This window comes from Pseudomonas sp. AC169, from assembly GCF_979258515.1.
The window spans coordinates 4,068,086-4,083,945 of record NZ_OZ409866.1; the positions used below are offsets into that span (position 1 = coordinate 4,068,086).

The window sequence follows — 15,860 nt, forward strand, 5'->3', positions numbered from 1 at the left end:
CTCCCACATTGGATTTGTGTCGTTCACGAATCCCCTGTGGGAGCGAGCCTGCTCGCGAAGCTTTTAGCTTTTAATTCGGACCTGGATCCGCCACCAGACGCCCGGCATCCTTCGTCAAGGACTTGAGAAACTCAGTCTGCAACTCAGGATCGTTGCGCGTCAGTTCGATCAGGCTTTGTTCCAGCTCGCTGGCTTCTTCTTCCAGACCCAGTTCCGACAGACGTTTGACCCGGTGTACCCACTGGCTCACTTCGTCGTCTTCCAGATCGTCGTAAATCAGCCCGTGCGCTTCGAGCAGCTTGCCACGCAGATGACTGCTGATCATCAGCGATGAGTCCGAGTGCACGTCATCCTTGGCATCTTCGACGCTGATCTGCAGTTTGCCGACGTGATTGAGATCATTTTCGGCAAACGGACTGTCGAGCAGGTTCAGGCGCAGCACACCGTTGCGATCGGTGGTCATGTCGAAGGTCTGCTTGCCAGCCTTGACCTGCACCGGACGCTCGCTCCACGGCAGGCTCGAATACTCCGTGCGCTTGTCGCGCTGGACTTCATCGATACCGGCGAGGTTCTGCTGCGCACGACCGTTGGACTGCACGTTCATGAACGGGTTGAGCCCGGCAAAACCGTAACTCAGCCAGTCCTTGGTAATGCTGTCCGGCAGGTTGCCGAGGGCGAACACATTGACCACGTTGGCGCCGACGCCGCCGACCACGGCCACCGCACCCAGCGGAATCTCGTAGACCTCCCGCCAGGGCTGGTAAGGCGTATAGCGATCGTAACGACGGGTGACTTCGAACTCGGTGACTTCAAAAGTCTTCTGTTCGTTGATCTTCACGCGTCGCTGCGGCAGCTCAAGCGCCTTAGGCTCACCGACATCGATCTGCAGGCTGTGGTCGAGCAACTTTCGTTCGACCCGCTCTTCGTGCTCGCTGCGTTGTGACATGTGATTGGCACAGCCGCTGACCAGCAGGGCACCGCACAGGGCGGTGCCTCCGAGGCCTAAGGTGTTTCGCTTGAACATGACGTCTCTATCTGGTTTCAGCGGCGGATACGGGCCTGCAGGAAGGACAATACGTCGGCCACCGGCAATGCTTGCGCTTCGCCTTCGGTACGACTCTTGTATTCCAGGTTGCCTTCGGCGAGGCCGCGGTCGCTGACCACGATCCGGTGAGGAATGCCGATCAGCTCCATGTCCGCGAACTTGATGCCCGGGCTGGTTTTCTTGTCGCGATCGTCCAGCAGCACTTCGAAGCCGGCCGCTGTCAGTTCGGCGTACAGCTTGTCGGTGGCTTCGCGTACCTGCTCGGTTTCATAGCGCAGCGGCACCAGAGCGATCTGGAACGGCGCCAGGGTGTCGCTCCAGATGATGCCGTTTTCGTCGTTGTTCTGCTCGATGGCAGCCGCCACCACGCGGGATACGCCGATGCCGTAGCAACCCATTTCCAGGGTCACTGGCTTGCCGTTCTCGCCCAGCACTTCGCACTTCATCGCCTTGCTGTACTTGTTGCCCAGCTGGAAGATGTGCCCGACTTCGATGCCGCGCTTGATTTCCAGCGTGCCTTTGCCGTCCGGGCTTGGATCGCCGGCGACCACGTTGCGCAGATCAGCCACGGTCGGAACCGGCAGATCACGCTCCCAGTTCACGCCGAAGTAGTGCTTGTCGTCGATGTTCGCGCCGATGCCGAAGTCGCTCATCAGCTCGACCGAACGGTCGATGATGATTGGCAGCGGCAGGTTCAGCGGGCCGAGCGAACCTGCACCTGCGCCGATGGCGTCACGCAGTTCGGCGTCGGTGGCCATGACCAGCGGGTTTGCTACGCCTGGTTGCTGGGCAGCCTTGATTTCGTTGAGTTCGTGGTCGCCACGGATGACCAGCGCGATCAGCTTGCCTTCTTCTTCGGCGCGCACGATCAGGGTCTTGATGGTCTTTTCAATCGGCAGATTGAATTTTTCCACCAGCGCGGCGATGGTCTTGGTGTCTGGGGTATCGACCAGACGCAGCTCTTCAGTCGGTGCTGGACGCGAGGTTTCGCGTGGCACGGCTTCGGCTTTTTCAATGTTCGCCGCGTAGTCGGAACCGTTGCTGAAAACGATGTCGTCTTCGCCGGACTCGGCCAGTACGTGGAACTCGTGGGAACCGGCACCGCCGATCGAACCGTTGTCGGCTTCCACCGGACGGAATTTCAGGCCCAGACGCGTGAAGATGTTGCAGTAGGCTTCATGCATGCGGTCGTAGGTGATCTGCAACGACGCCTGATCAGCGTGGAAGGAGTACGAGTCCTTCATGACGAATTCGCGGCCGCGCATCAAACCGAAGCGTGGACGGATTTCGTCACGGAATTTGGTCTGGATCTGGTACAGGTTGATTGGCAGCTGTTTGTAGCTGCTCAACTCGTTGCGCATCAGATCGGTGATCACTTCTTCGTGGGTCGGGCCCGCGCAGAAGTCGCGACCGTGACGGTCTTTGATGCGCAGCAGCTCAGGGCCGTATTCTTCCCAGCGCCCCGATTCCTGCCACAACTCGGCCGGTTGGGTGCTCGGCATCAACACTTCCAGAGAGCCGGCAGCGTTCATCTCTTCGCGAACGATGGCTTCAACCTTGCGCATGACTCGCAGGCCCATGGGCAGCCAGGTGTACAGGCCCGAGGCGAGTTTGCGGATCATGCCGGCGCGCAGCATCAGCTGATGGCTGATCACGACCGCATCGGAAGGCGTTTCTTTCTGTGTGGCGAGCAAAAATTGACTGGTGCGCATGGTTGGCCGTTGTCGGTTGCTATGACTGGAAATGACGGAGCAGTGTACCGGCGAGTTTTGCTGACGTACAGGCGTGTGGCCGGTGGTGGGGTCCAACAGCGGGATTCCTCCCGCCGTTGGCGAAACGTCTTACGATTCTTCTGCGACCGATGTCGGCACAGGCTCGGGCGTTGGCGTCGGGCCTTCGCGGCGGCTCTCCTGGAACCAGTGCAGGGCGATCAGCACCAGCGTCGGCACGCCGAGCAGGGCAGTGATCAGGAAGAAGCTGTGATAACCGAACTTCTCGACCAGGACCCCGGAATAGCCGCCCATCAGACGCGGTAGCAGCAGCATGATGGAGCTGAGCAAAGCGTATTGGGTGGCGGAGAACTTCAGGTTGGTCAGGCTCGACAAATAGGCGACGAACGCCGATGTGGCCAGTCCCGAGCTGAAGTTGTCGAGGGAAATGGTCACCACCAGCATCTGCAGGTCTGGGCCCATGTCGGCGAGCATCACAAACAGCAGGTTGGTAGCTGCCGAAGCAACACCTCCGATAAACAGAATCGGCAGAATGCCGAAACGCACGATCAACAGGCCGCCCATGCCGGCGCCGATCAGCGTCATGATCAGGCCGAAGATCTTGCTGACACTGGCGATCTGATCCTTGGTGAATCCCTGGTCGATGTAGAACACGTTGGCCATGACGCCCATGACCGTGTCCGACATTCGATAGGTGGCGATCAGGCCGAGCAGCAGCAAGGCCTGCCAGCGGTAGCGCAGGATGAAGTCGTTGACCGGGGTCAGCACCGGCGCCAGGCCACGACGGCCCATGGTCGACAGGCACAGGCCGGTCAGTAGCGTATAGAGAATCGCGCGCAGGAAAGCGCGGTCTTCCAGCAGCAGGTCGAGCGGACTCATGTCGCCGAACAGCACGCTGGCGAAATCGGTGTTGTACAGCTGGGTGAACATCGCCGGTACCGAGACCAGCAAGATGATCAGCACAAAAACCGACATTAACTGATGCATGAAGGTGTAGCGCCCGGCCTGCAACTGCGTGCGCAGCGGTACCGGTGGCTCGCGCATCAGTAGTGTGGTCAGCAGTGCGGGAATCATCAGCGCGCCGAACAGCGCATAAGTGCCGGCCCAGGCCGAATGCTGATAGTTGAAGCCAGTAGAGCCGAAGCCCTCGGCGAAGAACAGCGCACCGGCGGTCGCCAGCAGCGCAGCCACGCGATAGCCGGACATATAACTGGCGGCGAGGGCGGCCTGACGGTTGTCTTCGGCGATTTCCAGGCGATAGGCATCCACCGCGATATCTTGGGTGGCGGAAGCGAAGGCGACGACAACGGCAATGGCGATCAGCCAGGACAGATGCTTCTGCGGATCGCAGAAACCCATGCCGATCAGGCCGAGAATCACCAGCGCCTGCGAAAGCACCAGCCACGAACGGCGACGGCCGAGCTTGCCCAGCAACGGCAGGCGCCATTGGTCGAGCAGCGGTGACCAGACCCATTTGAACGCATAGGCCAGGCCGATCAGGCTGGCGTAGCCGATGGTTTCACGGGCGACACCGGCTTCACGCAGCCAGACGGAAAGCGTTGAAAATACCAGCATGTACGGCAGGCCGGCGGCGAAACCGAGCAACAACAGCACGAGCGTCGAAGGACTGGCATAAGCGGCTAGCGCGGCGCGCCAGGTTTTACGGGGCATGGGCTGAAGTCTGCCTCAAGATTGCGAAAACAAAGCGCGCACTCTAACCGCTGTGCTCTACCGGACGCCAGCCATGGCGCTGAATATCCACACGATTGTTCAGGACGGTGATGCCTTCCATGCGCAATCGGGCCCGCTGTTCATCGCCCGAGGGACTGCCTACCGGCAGGCTGATCCGACCGCCAGCGCCAAGAACTCGGTGCCAGGGTAGCTTGGTATCGCCGGGTAGCTGACTCAAGGTGCGGCCGACCCAGCGGGCGGCGCGCCCCAAACCGGCCAGTTCAGCTAATTGACCATAGCTGACGACTTTGCCTTCGGGCACTTGGGCGAGCGTCGAGTAGAGCGCCGTGCGTCGGATTTGCGCATCGTTTTCAACGCTGTCGAGCGGGTCTTTCACGTACGCGGTTCCTGAGCAAGAACAGTTCGATGGCTTTCAGAGTAATCGGTGATCGCGCAGTTGAGAAATGAACTCATCAGAAATAGTCCGGTCAGTCCTTGTCAGGGTCTTATTCCTACGGATAATGCCGACCTTTTTCGCAAACTTGAGCCTTCGATTCGCTTATGTTTTCCAGATCCTTGCTGTGCCTTGCTGTTTTCAGTGTGTCCACGCCCCTGCTTGCCGACACCGTCTGGTTGAAGAACGGTGACAAGTTGAGCGGCACCATCACCGTGTTCGATGGCGGCAAGCTGTTGATCCAGACCAAATACGCCGGTGCGGTCACGATTGACTGGAAAGAGGTCAAAACCCTGGACAGCGATCAGCATTTGCTGGTCAAGCAGGATGCCTACACCGGTGAAGTGTCCAAGTCGCTGACGGCAGCCGAAGATGGCAAGGTCACCCTCGCCAACGGTGAGGCGCCGAAAACCGTGGAGCTGGCGAGCATTCAGCAGATTCTCAAACCGAAACCGGTGGTCGAGGATCTGGTCTGGAAAGGCAATGTCGACCTGGCGCTGGACTATCAGCGCGCCGAGAAAGACACCGACGACTACGATGTCGGCTTCAAGACCACGGCGCGTCATGGTCGCTGGCGTCATACCGCCGAAGGTGAGTACAACCGCGAAGTGCAGGACGACGAGACCACTACCGATAACTGGCGCGCCGAGTACGCACTCGACCGCTTCCTGACCGATAAATGGTTTTGGCAGGGCCGTCTGAACTACAAGCGTGATCACATCGAAGAGCTGGCCCGCCAGCGCGTGGTCGGTACCGGTCCCGGCTACCAGTTCTGGGATGACGAATTGGGTGCTTTCTCGCTGGGCTCGCTGCTTAACCGCACCGATTACGAGTATCGCGATGGCAGCAAGGACAACTTCTATTCCGTCGCGATGAAGTGGGATTACAACCGTTACCTGATCGGCAAGAAAGTCGAGTTCTTCACCAACGGTGAGGTGGGCAAGCCGCTGTCGGGTGTCGCCGATTACGCGCTGGATGCTGAGTTGGGCTTGCGTTACAAGGTCACCGACTGGGCCTCGCTCAACCTCAAGGCCGAGCGCGACATCATCAGCGGTACCAACGATGCCGATCTGAACAAGACCCGTTACACCGCCGGGTTTGGCGTGGCCTGGTAAGATTTGTTGAGGCAAAGGTAGAAAAAGCCCCGTGATTGCGGGGCTTTTTATTTTCAGCTTTCTGATTTGGCTTTGCGGGCGCGAATCGAAACGCATTTTCCCTGCTGGACGCCCATTTGGTATTGACATTCGTAACTGAGGCTGGCGTCTTCTCTGAAGAAGCGTACCGGGCCGTCCTGAGCGCCATTGACATAGCTGGAAGATGAAGCAGTCTCACCATTTTCGTGCCAAGTCGTTGACGCCCCTTGAAGCTTGTCGTCCTTGTATTTTCGGTGCTCCTTCAACTGGCCGTTTGCGTACCACTGTTTGAAGTCGCCCTGTTTGCGATGTTGTTCGTCCCACTGCCACTGCAAGGTTTGCTTGCCCTGCTCATTCCATTGCTCATAGCTTCGCTGAACGCCATCCTTGTGATACTGCTTTTCTTTGACTGTCCCGTCGATGAAATAAGTGGTTAGCCAGCCGTCAGGCCTTCCGTCAACGTAGTTGCCGGAGAACTCTAAGGCTCCATTATCAAAATACTGGTTATTCGGCCCTTGAGCTTTGCCGTTAATGTAAACGGTTTCGTACTTCAGCTGTCCGTTCGGATGGTAGCTGAGGACGGGGCCGTCGAGGACATCATCTCGATAACTGCTGCGTCCGATTAACGCGCCGTCTTCGTCATATTCGAGGTATTCACCATCGACGTGCTTGCCCAGATGCCAGTTGTAGGATTCGGCTACCTTGCCATTTTCATGATAGATAAATTGCCAACCTTCCAGATCATTGTTCAAGTAGCTCTCTCGCTTGATGATCACGCCTTGATCGGAGTAGGTTAACGCCTCGCCATGGCGCAGGCCGTTTACGTCGTAGTAGTAGCTTCTCCGGGGTTTGCCGTCTCGGTAGTAAGCTTTGTATGTGTAAACGGCTTTTCCCGAAACAAAATCCTCCTTATCAACATAGTGCTCGCTGCGTAAGGTTTGGGTGTCCACGTAAAAAATTTGTGCGTGCCATGCCTTGTTTTTCTTGTCGTAAGCCATTGGCATTTGTAGGTAGTACGACGCTTGGCCTTTGCCGGTCGGCTTCACGTGCTGGTCGAGATAAAGTTTCCCGTCCATCAATGGGTTTGTCAGGTCGCCGCATTCTTCCGGAGTGCATGGCCGTACCTTTTCGAAGAAGGCGCGTTTTCGCTCGCAAGCTGAGAGCGTGAGTAGAAGTGGAATTTTTTGGTCGATCAAGTCCTGGACTTCGTCGAGTGCGCGGCGAAATGACTCGACCGGGATGCCTGACGATTCCGGGGTAAGGTAAACCTCGTTGCTCCCACAGGCGTGTGGCGTAGAAAGTGTCAGGAGGGCTGCAGCTTTTAGCTGCATCGATGAGTGACCGTTCACTTCTGGCCCTTTAGCCAGATAAGTCGCTCGGGTGTTCATGTCGAGGATCACTGTTGGGTGATCGGGCTTTGGATCTGCATTTAGTGGTGGTGCGAATGCGAAAAGTAGCGCGTTGAGTGTGTTCCAGGAGATGAATTGCATCCTGCTTCTTCCATGTGTTTTCCAGGGCGCGAATCATATAGAGCTGTGGCAGCGTTGAGGCTTGACAAAACAAACGGACACAAAAAAGCCCCGCTTTTAAGGGCGGGGCTCTTTTCTAAAGAATCTACAAGTTAGATAACTTGTACTTCTTCAGCTTGCATGCCTTTCTGACCGCGGGTAGCGATGAAAGAAACCTGTTGGCCTTCTTTCAGGCTTTTGAAGCCGTCGGATTGGATAGCTTTGAAGTGAACGAACAGGTCGTCACCGGATTGTGGAGTGATGAAGCCGAAGCCTTTTTCATCGTTGAACCACTTAACGGTACCGGTTTGGCGATTAGACATGGTGTAACTCCTTGAACAAAGATAACTGCGACGCAGGAAGAACCCTGGCCGAGACTGAGTGCAAAGAGCAGGAAAAATTCTTGTAGATGGTTGGATCGAAATTCAACATATCGTGTAGAGATTCTCAGTGACACAAGCAGCACAGTGGCGCCACCTTAACCCTTTTTCCGGGACGTGCCAATGCTTCTTGCGAAGGTTTCTCTGTTTTCGGGATCGGCGGTGTGACAGTTCGTCGCCAGAGCCCGTATTTCCAGTGTGTTCGCCGAGAATTGCTTCGCGCACTTTGAACCCGGCGGCGCGCCCGGTAAGATGCCGGACAGAATTTTTCCACCTCGCTATTCAGGACACCCCCGCCATGAGCATCAAATCGGACAAGTGGATTCGCCGCATGGCGCAGGAACAGGGCATGATCGAGCCTTTCGTCGAGCGCCAGGTGCGCGGCAGCGATGACAGCCGAGTGATCTCCTACGGTGTGTCGAGCTACGGCTACGATGTGCGTTGCACCAATCACTTCAAGGTGTTCACCAACATCAACTCGTCGATCGTCGACCCGAAAAACTTCGACCCGGGCAGCTTCGTCGACATTCACAGCGACGTCTGCATCATTCCGCCGAACTCCTTCGCCCTGGCCAGCACCGTTGAATATTTCCGTATTCCACGCAATGTGCTGACCATCTGCCTGGGTAAAAGCACCTATGCGCGTTGCGGCATCATCGTTAACGTCACGCCGCTCGAGCCTGAGTGGGAAGGTCACGTGACGCTGGAGTTTTCCAACACCACCAACCTGCCGGCGAAGATCTACGCCAACGAAGGTGTGGCGCAGATGCTGTTCCTCGAATCCGACGAGGAATGTGAAGTGTCTTACAAGGATCGCGGCGGCAAGTACCAGGGCCAGCGCGGCGTGACCTTGCCGCGCACCTGATCGGTCCATCCGACAGATCGCGGGAATTCTTTGGCGGGCAGACACTCTATGGGGTGTACTGCCCGTTTTTGCTTTCGGCAAAACGGGCCTTCGCCGAGGAGTGCCCTATGAAGATCGATCCGCAAATCACTGCCGAACTGGCAAGGCTCGAGCCCAATCAGATTGGCGTATTGGCCTGGTCCTTGTTGGCGCATCCGCCGCTGAGCATGGCCGGCGGAATTCCCGGACAGCCTGATCCCGATACCCCTAACGAACAACCGACCGAGCCGGGAGAACCGACGCTTCCGGACGAGCCACCACCAGCGCCGGTCGCCTGATCTGCATTAAAAGTGAATGGCCAGTCAGCTGAGGTCTGCAAAGACTTCAACTGACTGGCCATATTTCGTTGTCGCCGATGACGAAAATTCTGCAGCTTTCCTCCTTTTCGACCGGATAGCCCCCAGTAAAGGCGCCAAATGCCGGCAGCAGACTGATGCGTTCGCCAAGCCTGAAACACGCCAGGCGCAAGCTCTGCCGACCCTTGCCATACAGCCGATAGACCGGATGTACATGACCCGCTAGCACATGCCTTTCAGCGTGCGCGTCGGGTTCATGCTGCAAGGCGAATGGCCCGATCAGCAGTGGTTCGGGCACCACGCGGATATTCAGCGACTCGGGTGGATCGCCAGCGCGTTTGTCGTGGTTGCCGCGAATCAGCGTCATTGGCAGATCCGCGTGGCGTGCACGCCATTGCGCCAAGGCGTTTAAGGTACCCACCGCATGTGAGCCAGGCCCGTGCAGAAAGTCGCCAAGAAATATCAGCTGCCGGCAGGGCAGTTTCGCCAGCAATCGATCAATCACCGCGATATTGCTCGCCGTAGTGCCTTGCGGGACTGGTTGACCGAGGCTTCGGTAAGCGGCGGCTTTGCCGAAATGCACATCGGCAATCAGCAATGCTTGTTGCGCGGGCCAGTACAGGGCTTTTTCCGGCAGGAGCCAAAGTTCTTCGCCGGCCAGACGCACCGGGTAGGCCGCATTCATCGGGATTTATCCTTGTCGGCGCTGTTCTCCAGATCACCGACCATCCGTCGGATGCGATCAGCGAGTTTTTCCGAGCTCATGCTTTCGCGCATGCGCTCCACCAGCAGTGGAAATCCTAGTGGCGTAGGACGTTTAAGCTGATGCACGTCCAGTTTCATTCCGTTTATCCGCTCCAGTGTCTGCTCCAGACGACGAATATCCAGTTCTTCTCGTAAGACTTCTTCCCCGGCCTGGGCCAGCAACAGGTTGTCAGCGTCGTATTGTTTGAACACTTCGAAAAACAAACCGCTGGAAGCTTGCACCTGTCGGGTGCTTTTCGGTGCACCGGGGTAGCCGGCGAAGACCAGCCCGGCAATCCGTGCGATCTCGCGAAAACGCCGCAACGCTAATTCGCCAGCGTTCAGACTGGCCAAAACATCCGCTAGTAAATCATCGGCATAAAACAGCTCGGCATTCAAATGCTCGGCCCAGTCGATTGGCGTGGCACTGAGCAATTCGAGGCCGTAATCGTTCACCGCGATGGAAAACGTCACGGGTTGGCGTTGACTGACGCGCCAGGCCAACAGACTTGCCAGCCCCAGATGCACTTGGCGCCCGGCAAACGGATAGAGGAACAGGTGCCAACCTTCGCGGGACTTCAGCACTTCAGCCAACAGCTTGTCTGTCGTGGGCAAACCCGACCAGCGCATCTGGGTTTCCAGCAACGGTCGCAAGGCCTGCATTTCCGGGCCGACAAAATCACCCTGCGCCGCCGCACTGAAGCGCCTGACCACGGCTTCGGCCAATTCGTTGGAAAGTGGCATCCGCCCACCATTCCAGCGCGGTACGGCGGCTTTTTTTGCGGTGCTGCGTTTGACGTAAGCGGTCATGTTTTCCACCCGCACCAGCTCCAGCAAACGCCCGGCGAACAGAAAACCATCACCGGGTTTGAGCCGCGCGATAAAGCCTTCCTCGACACTGCCCAACTGCTTGCCCCCGCCACCCTTGCTCCAGAATTTCAGATGGATGCTCGCATCGCTGACGATGGTGCCGATGCTCATGCGATGGCGCCGCGCCAGGCGCGCATCCGGTACGCGCCAGACGCCATGCTCGTCCGGCTCGACCCGTCGGTAATCCGGATAGGCTGTCAGAGACATCCCGCCATGGCGTACGAAAGCCAGCGCCCAAGCCCAATCGGCGGGCGTCAGGTCGCGATAGGCCCAAGCGCCGCGGACTTCTTCGTACAATTCTTCAGGAATAAACCCACCGCCGAGGGCCATGCTGACCAAATGCTGGACCAGCACATCCAGCGGTTTATGCGGCGATTGTCGCGGTTCGATACGCCGTTGTTCGACGGCATCACGGGCGGCGGCGGCTTCGATCAGCTCAAGGCTATGAGTCGGCACCAGCGTCACCCGCGACGTGCGTCCCGGTGCATGACCGGAGCGCCCGGCACGCTGCATCAAGCGCGCGACACCTTTGGCCGAGCCGATTTGCAGCACGCGCTCGACCGGCAGGAAATCCACGCCCAGATCCAGGCTTGACGTGCAGACCACGGCTTTCAAATGGCCATCCTTCAAGGCCTGCTCAACCCAGTCACGGGTGTCGCGAGACAGTGAGCTGTGATGCAAGGCGATCAACCCGGCCCAGTCCGGCCGCGCCTCCAGCAGGGCCTGATACCAGATTTCCGATTGCGCCCGGGTGTTGGTGAACACCAGGGTGCTGGCGCAGGCATCCAGTTCGGCAACGACCTGCGGCAGCATCTTCAGGCCAATGTGTCCCGCCCACGGAAAACGCTCGATGGCCGGTGGGAGCAGGGTGTCGACCTTCAGCGTTTTTTCGCTCTTTCCTTGAATACTGATGCCGCCGCCCTGTGGGATCAGCACCTGCTCGGCGTGAGATTGATTACCGAGGGTGGCGGACACGCCCCAGACGATCAGCTCAGGTTGCCAATGCCGCAGGCGGGCCAGAGCCAGTTGCAGTTGCACGCCGCGCTTGTTGCCCAGCAGTTCGTGCCACTCATCGACGACGATCATGCGCAGGCTCGCCAGCGCCACTTTTGCATCGGCGCGGGCGAGGAGAAGGGTCAGGCTTTCCGGGGTGGTGATCAGCGTGGTCGGCAGGCGCCGGCTCTGCCGGGCGCGTTCGCTGCTACTGGTGTCACCGGTGCGCAGGCCGATGCTCCACGGGATTTGCAGATCATCGACAGGTGTTTGCAAGGCGCGCGCGGTGTCGGCGGCGAGGGCGCGCATGGGGGTGATCCACAGGACGGTCAGCGGTTCGGCAGGTTGTTTTCGTTTGCGCGGTGTTTCGACGAAAGGCTGCGAGCGCGCGAAGCGATTGAGCGCCGCGAACCAGACTGCATAGGTTTTACCGGCGCCGGTGCTGGCGTGGAGCAGCCCTGACTCACCGTTTTTGACCGCTGCCCAGACCTGTTTCTGAAAGGCGAACGGCTTCCAGTCGCGAGCGCTGAACCAGGTTTTTGCGTGGTCGGGAGATTTCGCCATGCCGGCTGCGCGCGCTCTGGAGGTGTTCTTCCAGTGACCGCACGGCAGGTCGACAAGTTTGATTTTTGTACGCGATGAAAAACGAATGTGGGAGCGAGCCTACTCGCGAATGCGGTGTGTCAGCCAACAATTTCTAAACTGACACACCGCTTTCGCGAGCAGGCTCGCTCCCACAGAGGACGGTGTACGGCGTTATTTCAGGTTGCCGCTGAGGAATTGCTTGAGACGTTCGCTCTTCGGATTGCCGAGCACTTCTTCGGGCGCACCCTCTTCTTCCACCAAGCCTTGGTGCAGAAACAGTACTTGGCTGGAGACCTTACGAGCGAAGCTCATCTCATGGGTCACCATGATCATGGTCCGGCCTTCCTCGGCCAGCCCTTGAATCACCTTCAACACTTCACCCACCAATTCCGGGTCGAGCGCCGACGTCGGCTCATCAAACAGCATCACCTCCGGCTCCATCGCCAGCGCCCGGGCAATCGCCACGCGCTGCTGCTGGCCGCCAGAAAGAAACGCCGGATATTGATCGGCCACCCGTGCTGGCAAACCAACCTTATCCAGATAACGCCGCGCGCGATCATCGGCTTCCTGCTTGCTGCAACCCAGCACCCGGCGCGGGGCCATGGTGATGTTTTCCAGCACGGTCATGTGGCTCCACAGGTTGAAGTGCTGGAACACCATCGCCAGCCGCGTGCGCAAACGCTGCAGCTCATCGGCGTCGGCGACGTGCATACCGTGGCGATCGGTGACCATGCGAATTGCTTGGCCATCGAGGCTCATGGCGCCGTCGTTGGGTTGTTCGAGAAAGTTGATGCAGCGCAAAAAGGTGCTTTTGCCCGAGCCGCTGGCGCCGATCAGGCTGATCACATCGCCGGTCCTGGCCTTGAGCGAAACGCCTTTGAGCACCTGATGGTCGCCATAGCTTTTATGCAGGCCTTCAACGGTCAGTTTGTACATGGGACAGACATCCTCAAGGCGAAAGTAGGTAGCCGCTGCGGTAGGCTTCAGCGCCCGCGACGTGGGCGATGACCATGCCGGCAGTGGCCATGCGGCGCAGCGAGCGGGCGTACAGCAGGCCGGCGGCGGTGCAGTGAATGGGGGTGATCCGGTCGTGGATCGGGTCGATGATTTCGGCGATCTGTTGCCCGGCTTCCAGGTATTGGCCGGCCACCGCCGTGTACACCAGCAGACCGCCGACTGGCGTGGTTACCGGTTCCACGCCCGCCAGTGGCGTAGCGGGACAGGGCAATGGCGGCTGCGGTTTGGTCTCGCCGACGATCGCATCGGACTGGATCAGATAATCGATCAGCGCCTGGCAGTCGCGGCTGGCCATTGGATGATTGACGTCACCCTGACCGCGCAACTCGACGGTCACCGAGAAGCTGCCGAGTGGAATCTCGAAGTGTTCGCCGAAGCGTTCCTTCAATTGCCACCACAGCAGCGTGAAGCATTCGTCGAACGATTGGCCGCCGGAGTCGGTGGCCAGCAAACTCGCCTGGGCTTCGATGTAGCGCGCTAGCGGTTCGACCTGCGGCCACGCTTCCGGCGTGGTGTAGAGGTGCACCACCGATTCGAAATCACAGTGCAAGTCCAACACCATGTCGGCGTCGCAGGCCAGCCGTTGCAGGGTCAGGCGCTGGGATTGCAGTTGCGTGGTGGCAGTCTGGCGGGCGAGGGCGGCGCGCAGGTGGCTGCGGATCAGTTCAAGGTTGTGTTGCGGGTCATCGCTCAGCTTGCCTTCGATGGCATTGCCGATTTCTTCGCTGAGGTCGACGAACCAGCGGTTGAAGTTCTGCCCGCTCTCCAGTTCGTAGCGGCCCAGCGGCACGTCCATCAGCACTTGTTCAAGGCCGACCGGGTTGGCCACCGGCACCAATACGATTTGGCTGCGCAGGCGGCCGGCGGCTTCCAGCTCGGCCAGACGCTGCTTGAGGTGCCAGGCGACGAGCATGCCGGGTAATTCGTCGGCATGCAGTGAGGACTGGATGTAAACCTTGCCTTTGGCCTGTTCCGGGCCGAAGTGAAAGCTGTGGATCTGTCGTGCAGTCCCCGGCAGCGGGGCCAGCAAGTCATGTATCTGGTGGCGCATTGCAAAGGTGTCCTAGTGAGTCGGCCCGAGGAAGGCCAGCCATCGGCGTTCGGCAAGGCGGAACAGGCCGACCAGCGCAAAGGTAATGGTCAGGTAGATCAGCGCGGCGATGCCGAACGACTGAAAGGTCAGGAAGGTCGCCGAGTTGGCGTCCCGTGCAACTTTCAGGATGTCGGGAATGGTCGCGGTGAAGGCCACGGTGGTCGAGTGCAGCATTAGGATCACTTCGTTGCTGTAATACGGCAACGAACGGCGCAGCGCCGATGGCATGATCACGTAGGCATACAGCTTCCAGCCGGTCAGCCCATAAGCCTTGGCCGCTTCGACTTCGCCGTGGTTCATGCTGCGGATCGCCCCGGCGAAAATCTCCGTGGTGTAAGCGCAGGTGTTGAGGGCGAAGGCGAGGATCGTGCAGTTCATCGCGTCGCGAAAGAAGCTGTCGAGCAACGGTTGCGCCCGCACGGCGGCGAGGCTGTAGATGCCGGTGTAGCAGATCAGCAACTGGATATACAACGGCGTGCCACGGAACAGATACGTGTAGAACTGCACCGGCCAGCGAATGTAGAAGTGCGGCGACACCCGTGCGATCGACAGCGGGATCGACACCAGGAACCCGAAGAAGATCGAGGCGCTGAGCAGCCACATCGTCATCGCCAGCCCGGTGATGTTCTGGCCGTCGGTATAAAGGAAAGCGCGCCAGTATTCCTGCAGAAGTTCGATCATCGTACGGCCTCCCGGGCACCGGCGGCGTAGCGGCGTTCGAGCCAGCGCAGGATGAAGTTCGAAGCACTGGTGATCAGCAGGTAAATCAATGCGGCAAGGACCAGGAAGTAGAACAGTTGATAGGTGCTTTTACCGGCGTCTTGCGCGGCTTTGACCAGATCGGCCAGACCGATGATCGACACCAGCGCGGTGGCCTTGAGCATCACCATCCAGTTGTTACCAATGCCCGGCAGGGCGAAACGCATCATTTGCGGGAACACCACAAAGCGAAAGCGCTGGCCGCGTTTGAGGCCATACGCGGTGGCGGCTTCGACCTGACCGCGCGGTACCGCGAGGATCGCGCCACGGAAGGTTTCGGTGAAGTACGCGCCATAAATGAAACCGAGGGTCAGCACCCCGGCGCTGAACGGGTCGATCTCGATGTATTCCCATTCCATGTAGTCGGTCAGTGACGTCAGCCAGGTTTGCAGGCTGTAGAAGATCAGCAGCATCAGCACCAGGTCCGGCACGCCGCGAATCAGCGTGGTGTAGAGCTGGGCGGGCAAGCGCACCAGTTTGACTTTCGACAGTTTGGCACTGGCGCCGAGCAGGCCAAGCAACACGGCCACCAGCAGCGACAACGCCGATAATTTGATGGTCATCCAGGTGCCTTGCAACAGCAAAGGGCCAAAACCCTTGAGGCTGAAGGCAGCGAGCCCCAGATTTTGTAAGAGGTTTTCGAACATAAATCAGCAACCTGAGCGGATGGAAAAGGCG

15 protein-coding genes are annotated in these 15,860 nt (G+C 58.8%); 3 read left to right on the forward strand and 12 right to left on the reverse strand.

Features of this window, described 5'->3' with window-relative positions; translation table 11 throughout:
• Nucleotides 1-70: 70 nt before the first annotated feature.
• The 4 genes from ACZZ0G_RS18295 to ACZZ0G_RS18310 form a co-directional block, all read right to left on the reverse strand.
• Nucleotides 71-1,024 carry a hypothetical protein gene (locus ACZZ0G_RS18295; RefSeq protein ID WP_463557046.1) on the reverse strand — a complete coding sequence of 318 codons (954 nt, stop codon included), beginning with the start codon at nucleotides 1,022-1,024 and terminating at the stop codon, nucleotides 71-73.
• Nucleotides 1,025-1,041: 17 nt separating this feature from the next.
• Nucleotides 1,042-2,757, reverse strand: a complete 1,716-nt coding sequence (locus ACZZ0G_RS18300) for a proline--tRNA ligase (RefSeq protein ID WP_463557047.1) — start codon at nucleotides 2,755-2,757, stop codon at nucleotides 1,042-1,044.
• 129 nt (nucleotides 2,758-2,886) lie between these two features.
• Entirely contained in the window at nucleotides 2,887-4,446 is a 1,560-nt protein-coding gene (locus tag ACZZ0G_RS18305; RefSeq protein WP_463557048.1) for an AmpG family muropeptide MFS transporter, read from the reverse strand.
• Nucleotides 4,447-4,489: 43 nt separating this feature from the next.
• Nucleotides 4,490-4,843 (reverse strand): MGMT family protein, encoded by a 354-nt coding sequence (locus ACZZ0G_RS18310; protein WP_016985281.1) that lies wholly within the window; start codon nucleotides 4,841-4,843, stop codon nucleotides 4,490-4,492.
• Between the two features lie 164 nt (nucleotides 4,844-5,007).
• Here ACZZ0G_RS18310 and ACZZ0G_RS18315 point away from each other — a divergent pair, with 164 nt between their 5' ends.
• Nucleotides 5,008-6,015 (forward strand): DUF481 domain-containing protein, encoded by a 1,008-nt coding sequence (locus ACZZ0G_RS18315; protein WP_463557049.1) that lies wholly within the window; start codon nucleotides 5,008-5,010, stop codon nucleotides 6,013-6,015.
• Between the two features lie 53 nt (nucleotides 6,016-6,068).
• Here ACZZ0G_RS18315 and ACZZ0G_RS18320 read toward each other — a convergent pair whose 3' ends face one another.
• Nucleotides 6,069-7,523: a toxin-antitoxin system YwqK family antitoxin gene (locus ACZZ0G_RS18320; RefSeq protein ID WP_463557050.1), complete on the reverse strand. Its 1,455-nt coding sequence runs from the start codon at nucleotides 7,521-7,523 to the stop codon at nucleotides 6,069-6,071.
• 131 nt (nucleotides 7,524-7,654) lie between these two features.
• On the reverse strand, nucleotides 7,655-7,864 hold the full coding sequence (locus ACZZ0G_RS18325) for a cold-shock protein (protein WP_002554837.1): 210 nt from the start codon (nucleotides 7,862-7,864) through the stop codon (nucleotides 7,655-7,657).
• A 355-nt stretch (nucleotides 7,865-8,219) separates the two neighbouring features.
• On the opposite strand from ACZZ0G_RS18325, the gene dcd reads away from it, so the two are divergent.
• On the forward strand, nucleotides 8,220-8,786 hold the full coding sequence (dcd, locus tag ACZZ0G_RS18330) for a dCTP deaminase (RefSeq protein ID WP_463557051.1): 567 nt from the start codon (nucleotides 8,220-8,222) through the stop codon (nucleotides 8,784-8,786).
• Nucleotides 8,787-8,893: 107 nt separating this feature from the next.
• On the forward strand, nucleotides 8,894-9,103 hold the full coding sequence (locus ACZZ0G_RS18335; RefSeq protein ID WP_007918615.1) for a hypothetical protein: 210 nt from the start codon (nucleotides 8,894-8,896) through the stop codon (nucleotides 9,101-9,103).
• Nucleotides 9,104-9,149: 46 nt separating this feature from the next.
• Here the strand turns inward: ACZZ0G_RS18335 and pdeM are convergent, their stop codons facing one another.
• From pdeM to ACZZ0G_RS18365, 6 genes are all read right to left on the reverse strand, one after another.
• Nucleotides 9,150-9,806: a ligase-associated DNA damage response endonuclease PdeM gene (pdeM, locus tag ACZZ0G_RS18340; RefSeq protein WP_463557052.1), complete on the reverse strand. Its 657-nt coding sequence runs from the start codon at nucleotides 9,804-9,806 to the stop codon at nucleotides 9,150-9,152.
• Entirely contained in the window at nucleotides 9,803-12,292 is a 2,490-nt protein-coding gene (locus ACZZ0G_RS18345; RefSeq protein ID WP_463557053.1) for a ligase-associated DNA damage response DEXH box helicase, read from the reverse strand. Before ACZZ0G_RS18345 ends, pdeM begins: the two co-directional genes overlap by 4 nt.
• Before the next feature lie 192 nt (nucleotides 12,293-12,484).
• Entirely contained in the window at nucleotides 12,485-13,249 is a 765-nt protein-coding gene (locus tag ACZZ0G_RS18350) for an ABC transporter ATP-binding protein (protein WP_180699748.1), read from the reverse strand.
• Between the two features lie 13 nt (nucleotides 13,250-13,262).
• On the reverse strand, nucleotides 13,263-14,381 hold the full coding sequence (locus tag ACZZ0G_RS18355; RefSeq protein ID WP_463557054.1) for a succinylglutamate desuccinylase/aspartoacylase family protein: 1,119 nt from the start codon (nucleotides 14,379-14,381) through the stop codon (nucleotides 13,263-13,265).
• Between the two features lie 12 nt (nucleotides 14,382-14,393).
• Nucleotides 14,394-15,104: an ABC transporter permease gene (locus tag ACZZ0G_RS18360; RefSeq protein ID WP_007918610.1), complete on the reverse strand. Its 711-nt coding sequence runs from the start codon at nucleotides 15,102-15,104 to the stop codon at nucleotides 14,394-14,396.
• Entirely contained in the window at nucleotides 15,101-15,829 is a 729-nt protein-coding gene (locus ACZZ0G_RS18365) for an ABC transporter permease (protein ID WP_463557055.1), read from the reverse strand. Before ACZZ0G_RS18365 ends, ACZZ0G_RS18360 begins: the two co-directional genes overlap by 4 nt.
• Nucleotides 15,830-15,860 lie beyond the last annotated feature (31 nt).

Excerpts from the sequence above, each read along its gene's own strand:
- ACZZ0G_RS18355 (WP_463557054.1), bottom strand. The coding sequence starts at position 14,381 with ATGCGCCACCAGATACATGACTTGCTGGCCCCGCTGCCGGGGACTGCA.
- dcd (WP_463557051.1), top strand. The coding sequence starts at position 8,220 with ATGAGCATCAAATCGGACAAGTGGATTCGCCGCATGGCGCAGGAACAG.
- ACZZ0G_RS18295 (WP_463557046.1), bottom strand. The coding sequence starts at position 1,024 with ATGTTCAAGCGAAACACCTTAGGCCTCGGAGGCACCGCCCTGTGCGGT.
- ACZZ0G_RS18345 (WP_463557053.1), bottom strand. The coding sequence starts at position 12,292 with ATGGCGAAATCTCCCGACCACGCAAAAACCTGGTTCAGCGCTCGCGAC.
- ACZZ0G_RS18320 (WP_463557050.1), bottom strand. The coding sequence starts at position 7,523 with ATGCAATTCATCTCCTGGAACACACTCAACGCGCTACTTTTCGCATTC.
- ACZZ0G_RS18315 (WP_463557049.1), top strand. The coding sequence starts at position 5,008 with ATGTTTTCCAGATCCTTGCTGTGCCTTGCTGTTTTCAGTGTGTCCACG.
- ACZZ0G_RS18365 (WP_463557055.1), bottom strand. The coding sequence starts at position 15,829 with ATGTTCGAAAACCTCTTACAAAATCTGGGGCTCGCTGCCTTCAGCCTC.
- ACZZ0G_RS18350 (WP_180699748.1), bottom strand. The coding sequence starts at position 13,249 with ATGTACAAACTGACCGTTGAAGGCCTGCATAAAAGCTATGGCGACCAT.
- ACZZ0G_RS18360 (WP_007918610.1), bottom strand. The coding sequence starts at position 15,104 with ATGATCGAACTTCTGCAGGAATACTGGCGCGCTTTCCTTTATACCGAC.
- ACZZ0G_RS18305 (WP_463557048.1), bottom strand. The coding sequence starts at position 4,446 with ATGCCCCGTAAAACCTGGCGCGCCGCGCTAGCCGCTTATGCCAGTCCT.
- ACZZ0G_RS18300 (WP_463557047.1), bottom strand. The coding sequence starts at position 2,757 with ATGCGCACCAGTCAATTTTTGCTCGCCACACAGAAAGAAACGCCTTCC.
- ACZZ0G_RS18335 (WP_007918615.1), top strand. The coding sequence starts at position 8,894 with ATGAAGATCGATCCGCAAATCACTGCCGAACTGGCAAGGCTCGAGCCC.
- pdeM (WP_463557052.1), bottom strand. The coding sequence starts at position 9,806 with ATGAATGCGGCCTACCCGGTGCGTCTGGCCGGCGAAGAACTTTGGCTC.
- ACZZ0G_RS18325 (WP_002554837.1), bottom strand. The coding sequence starts at position 7,864 with ATGTCTAATCGCCAAACCGGTACCGTTAAGTGGTTCAACGATGAAAAA.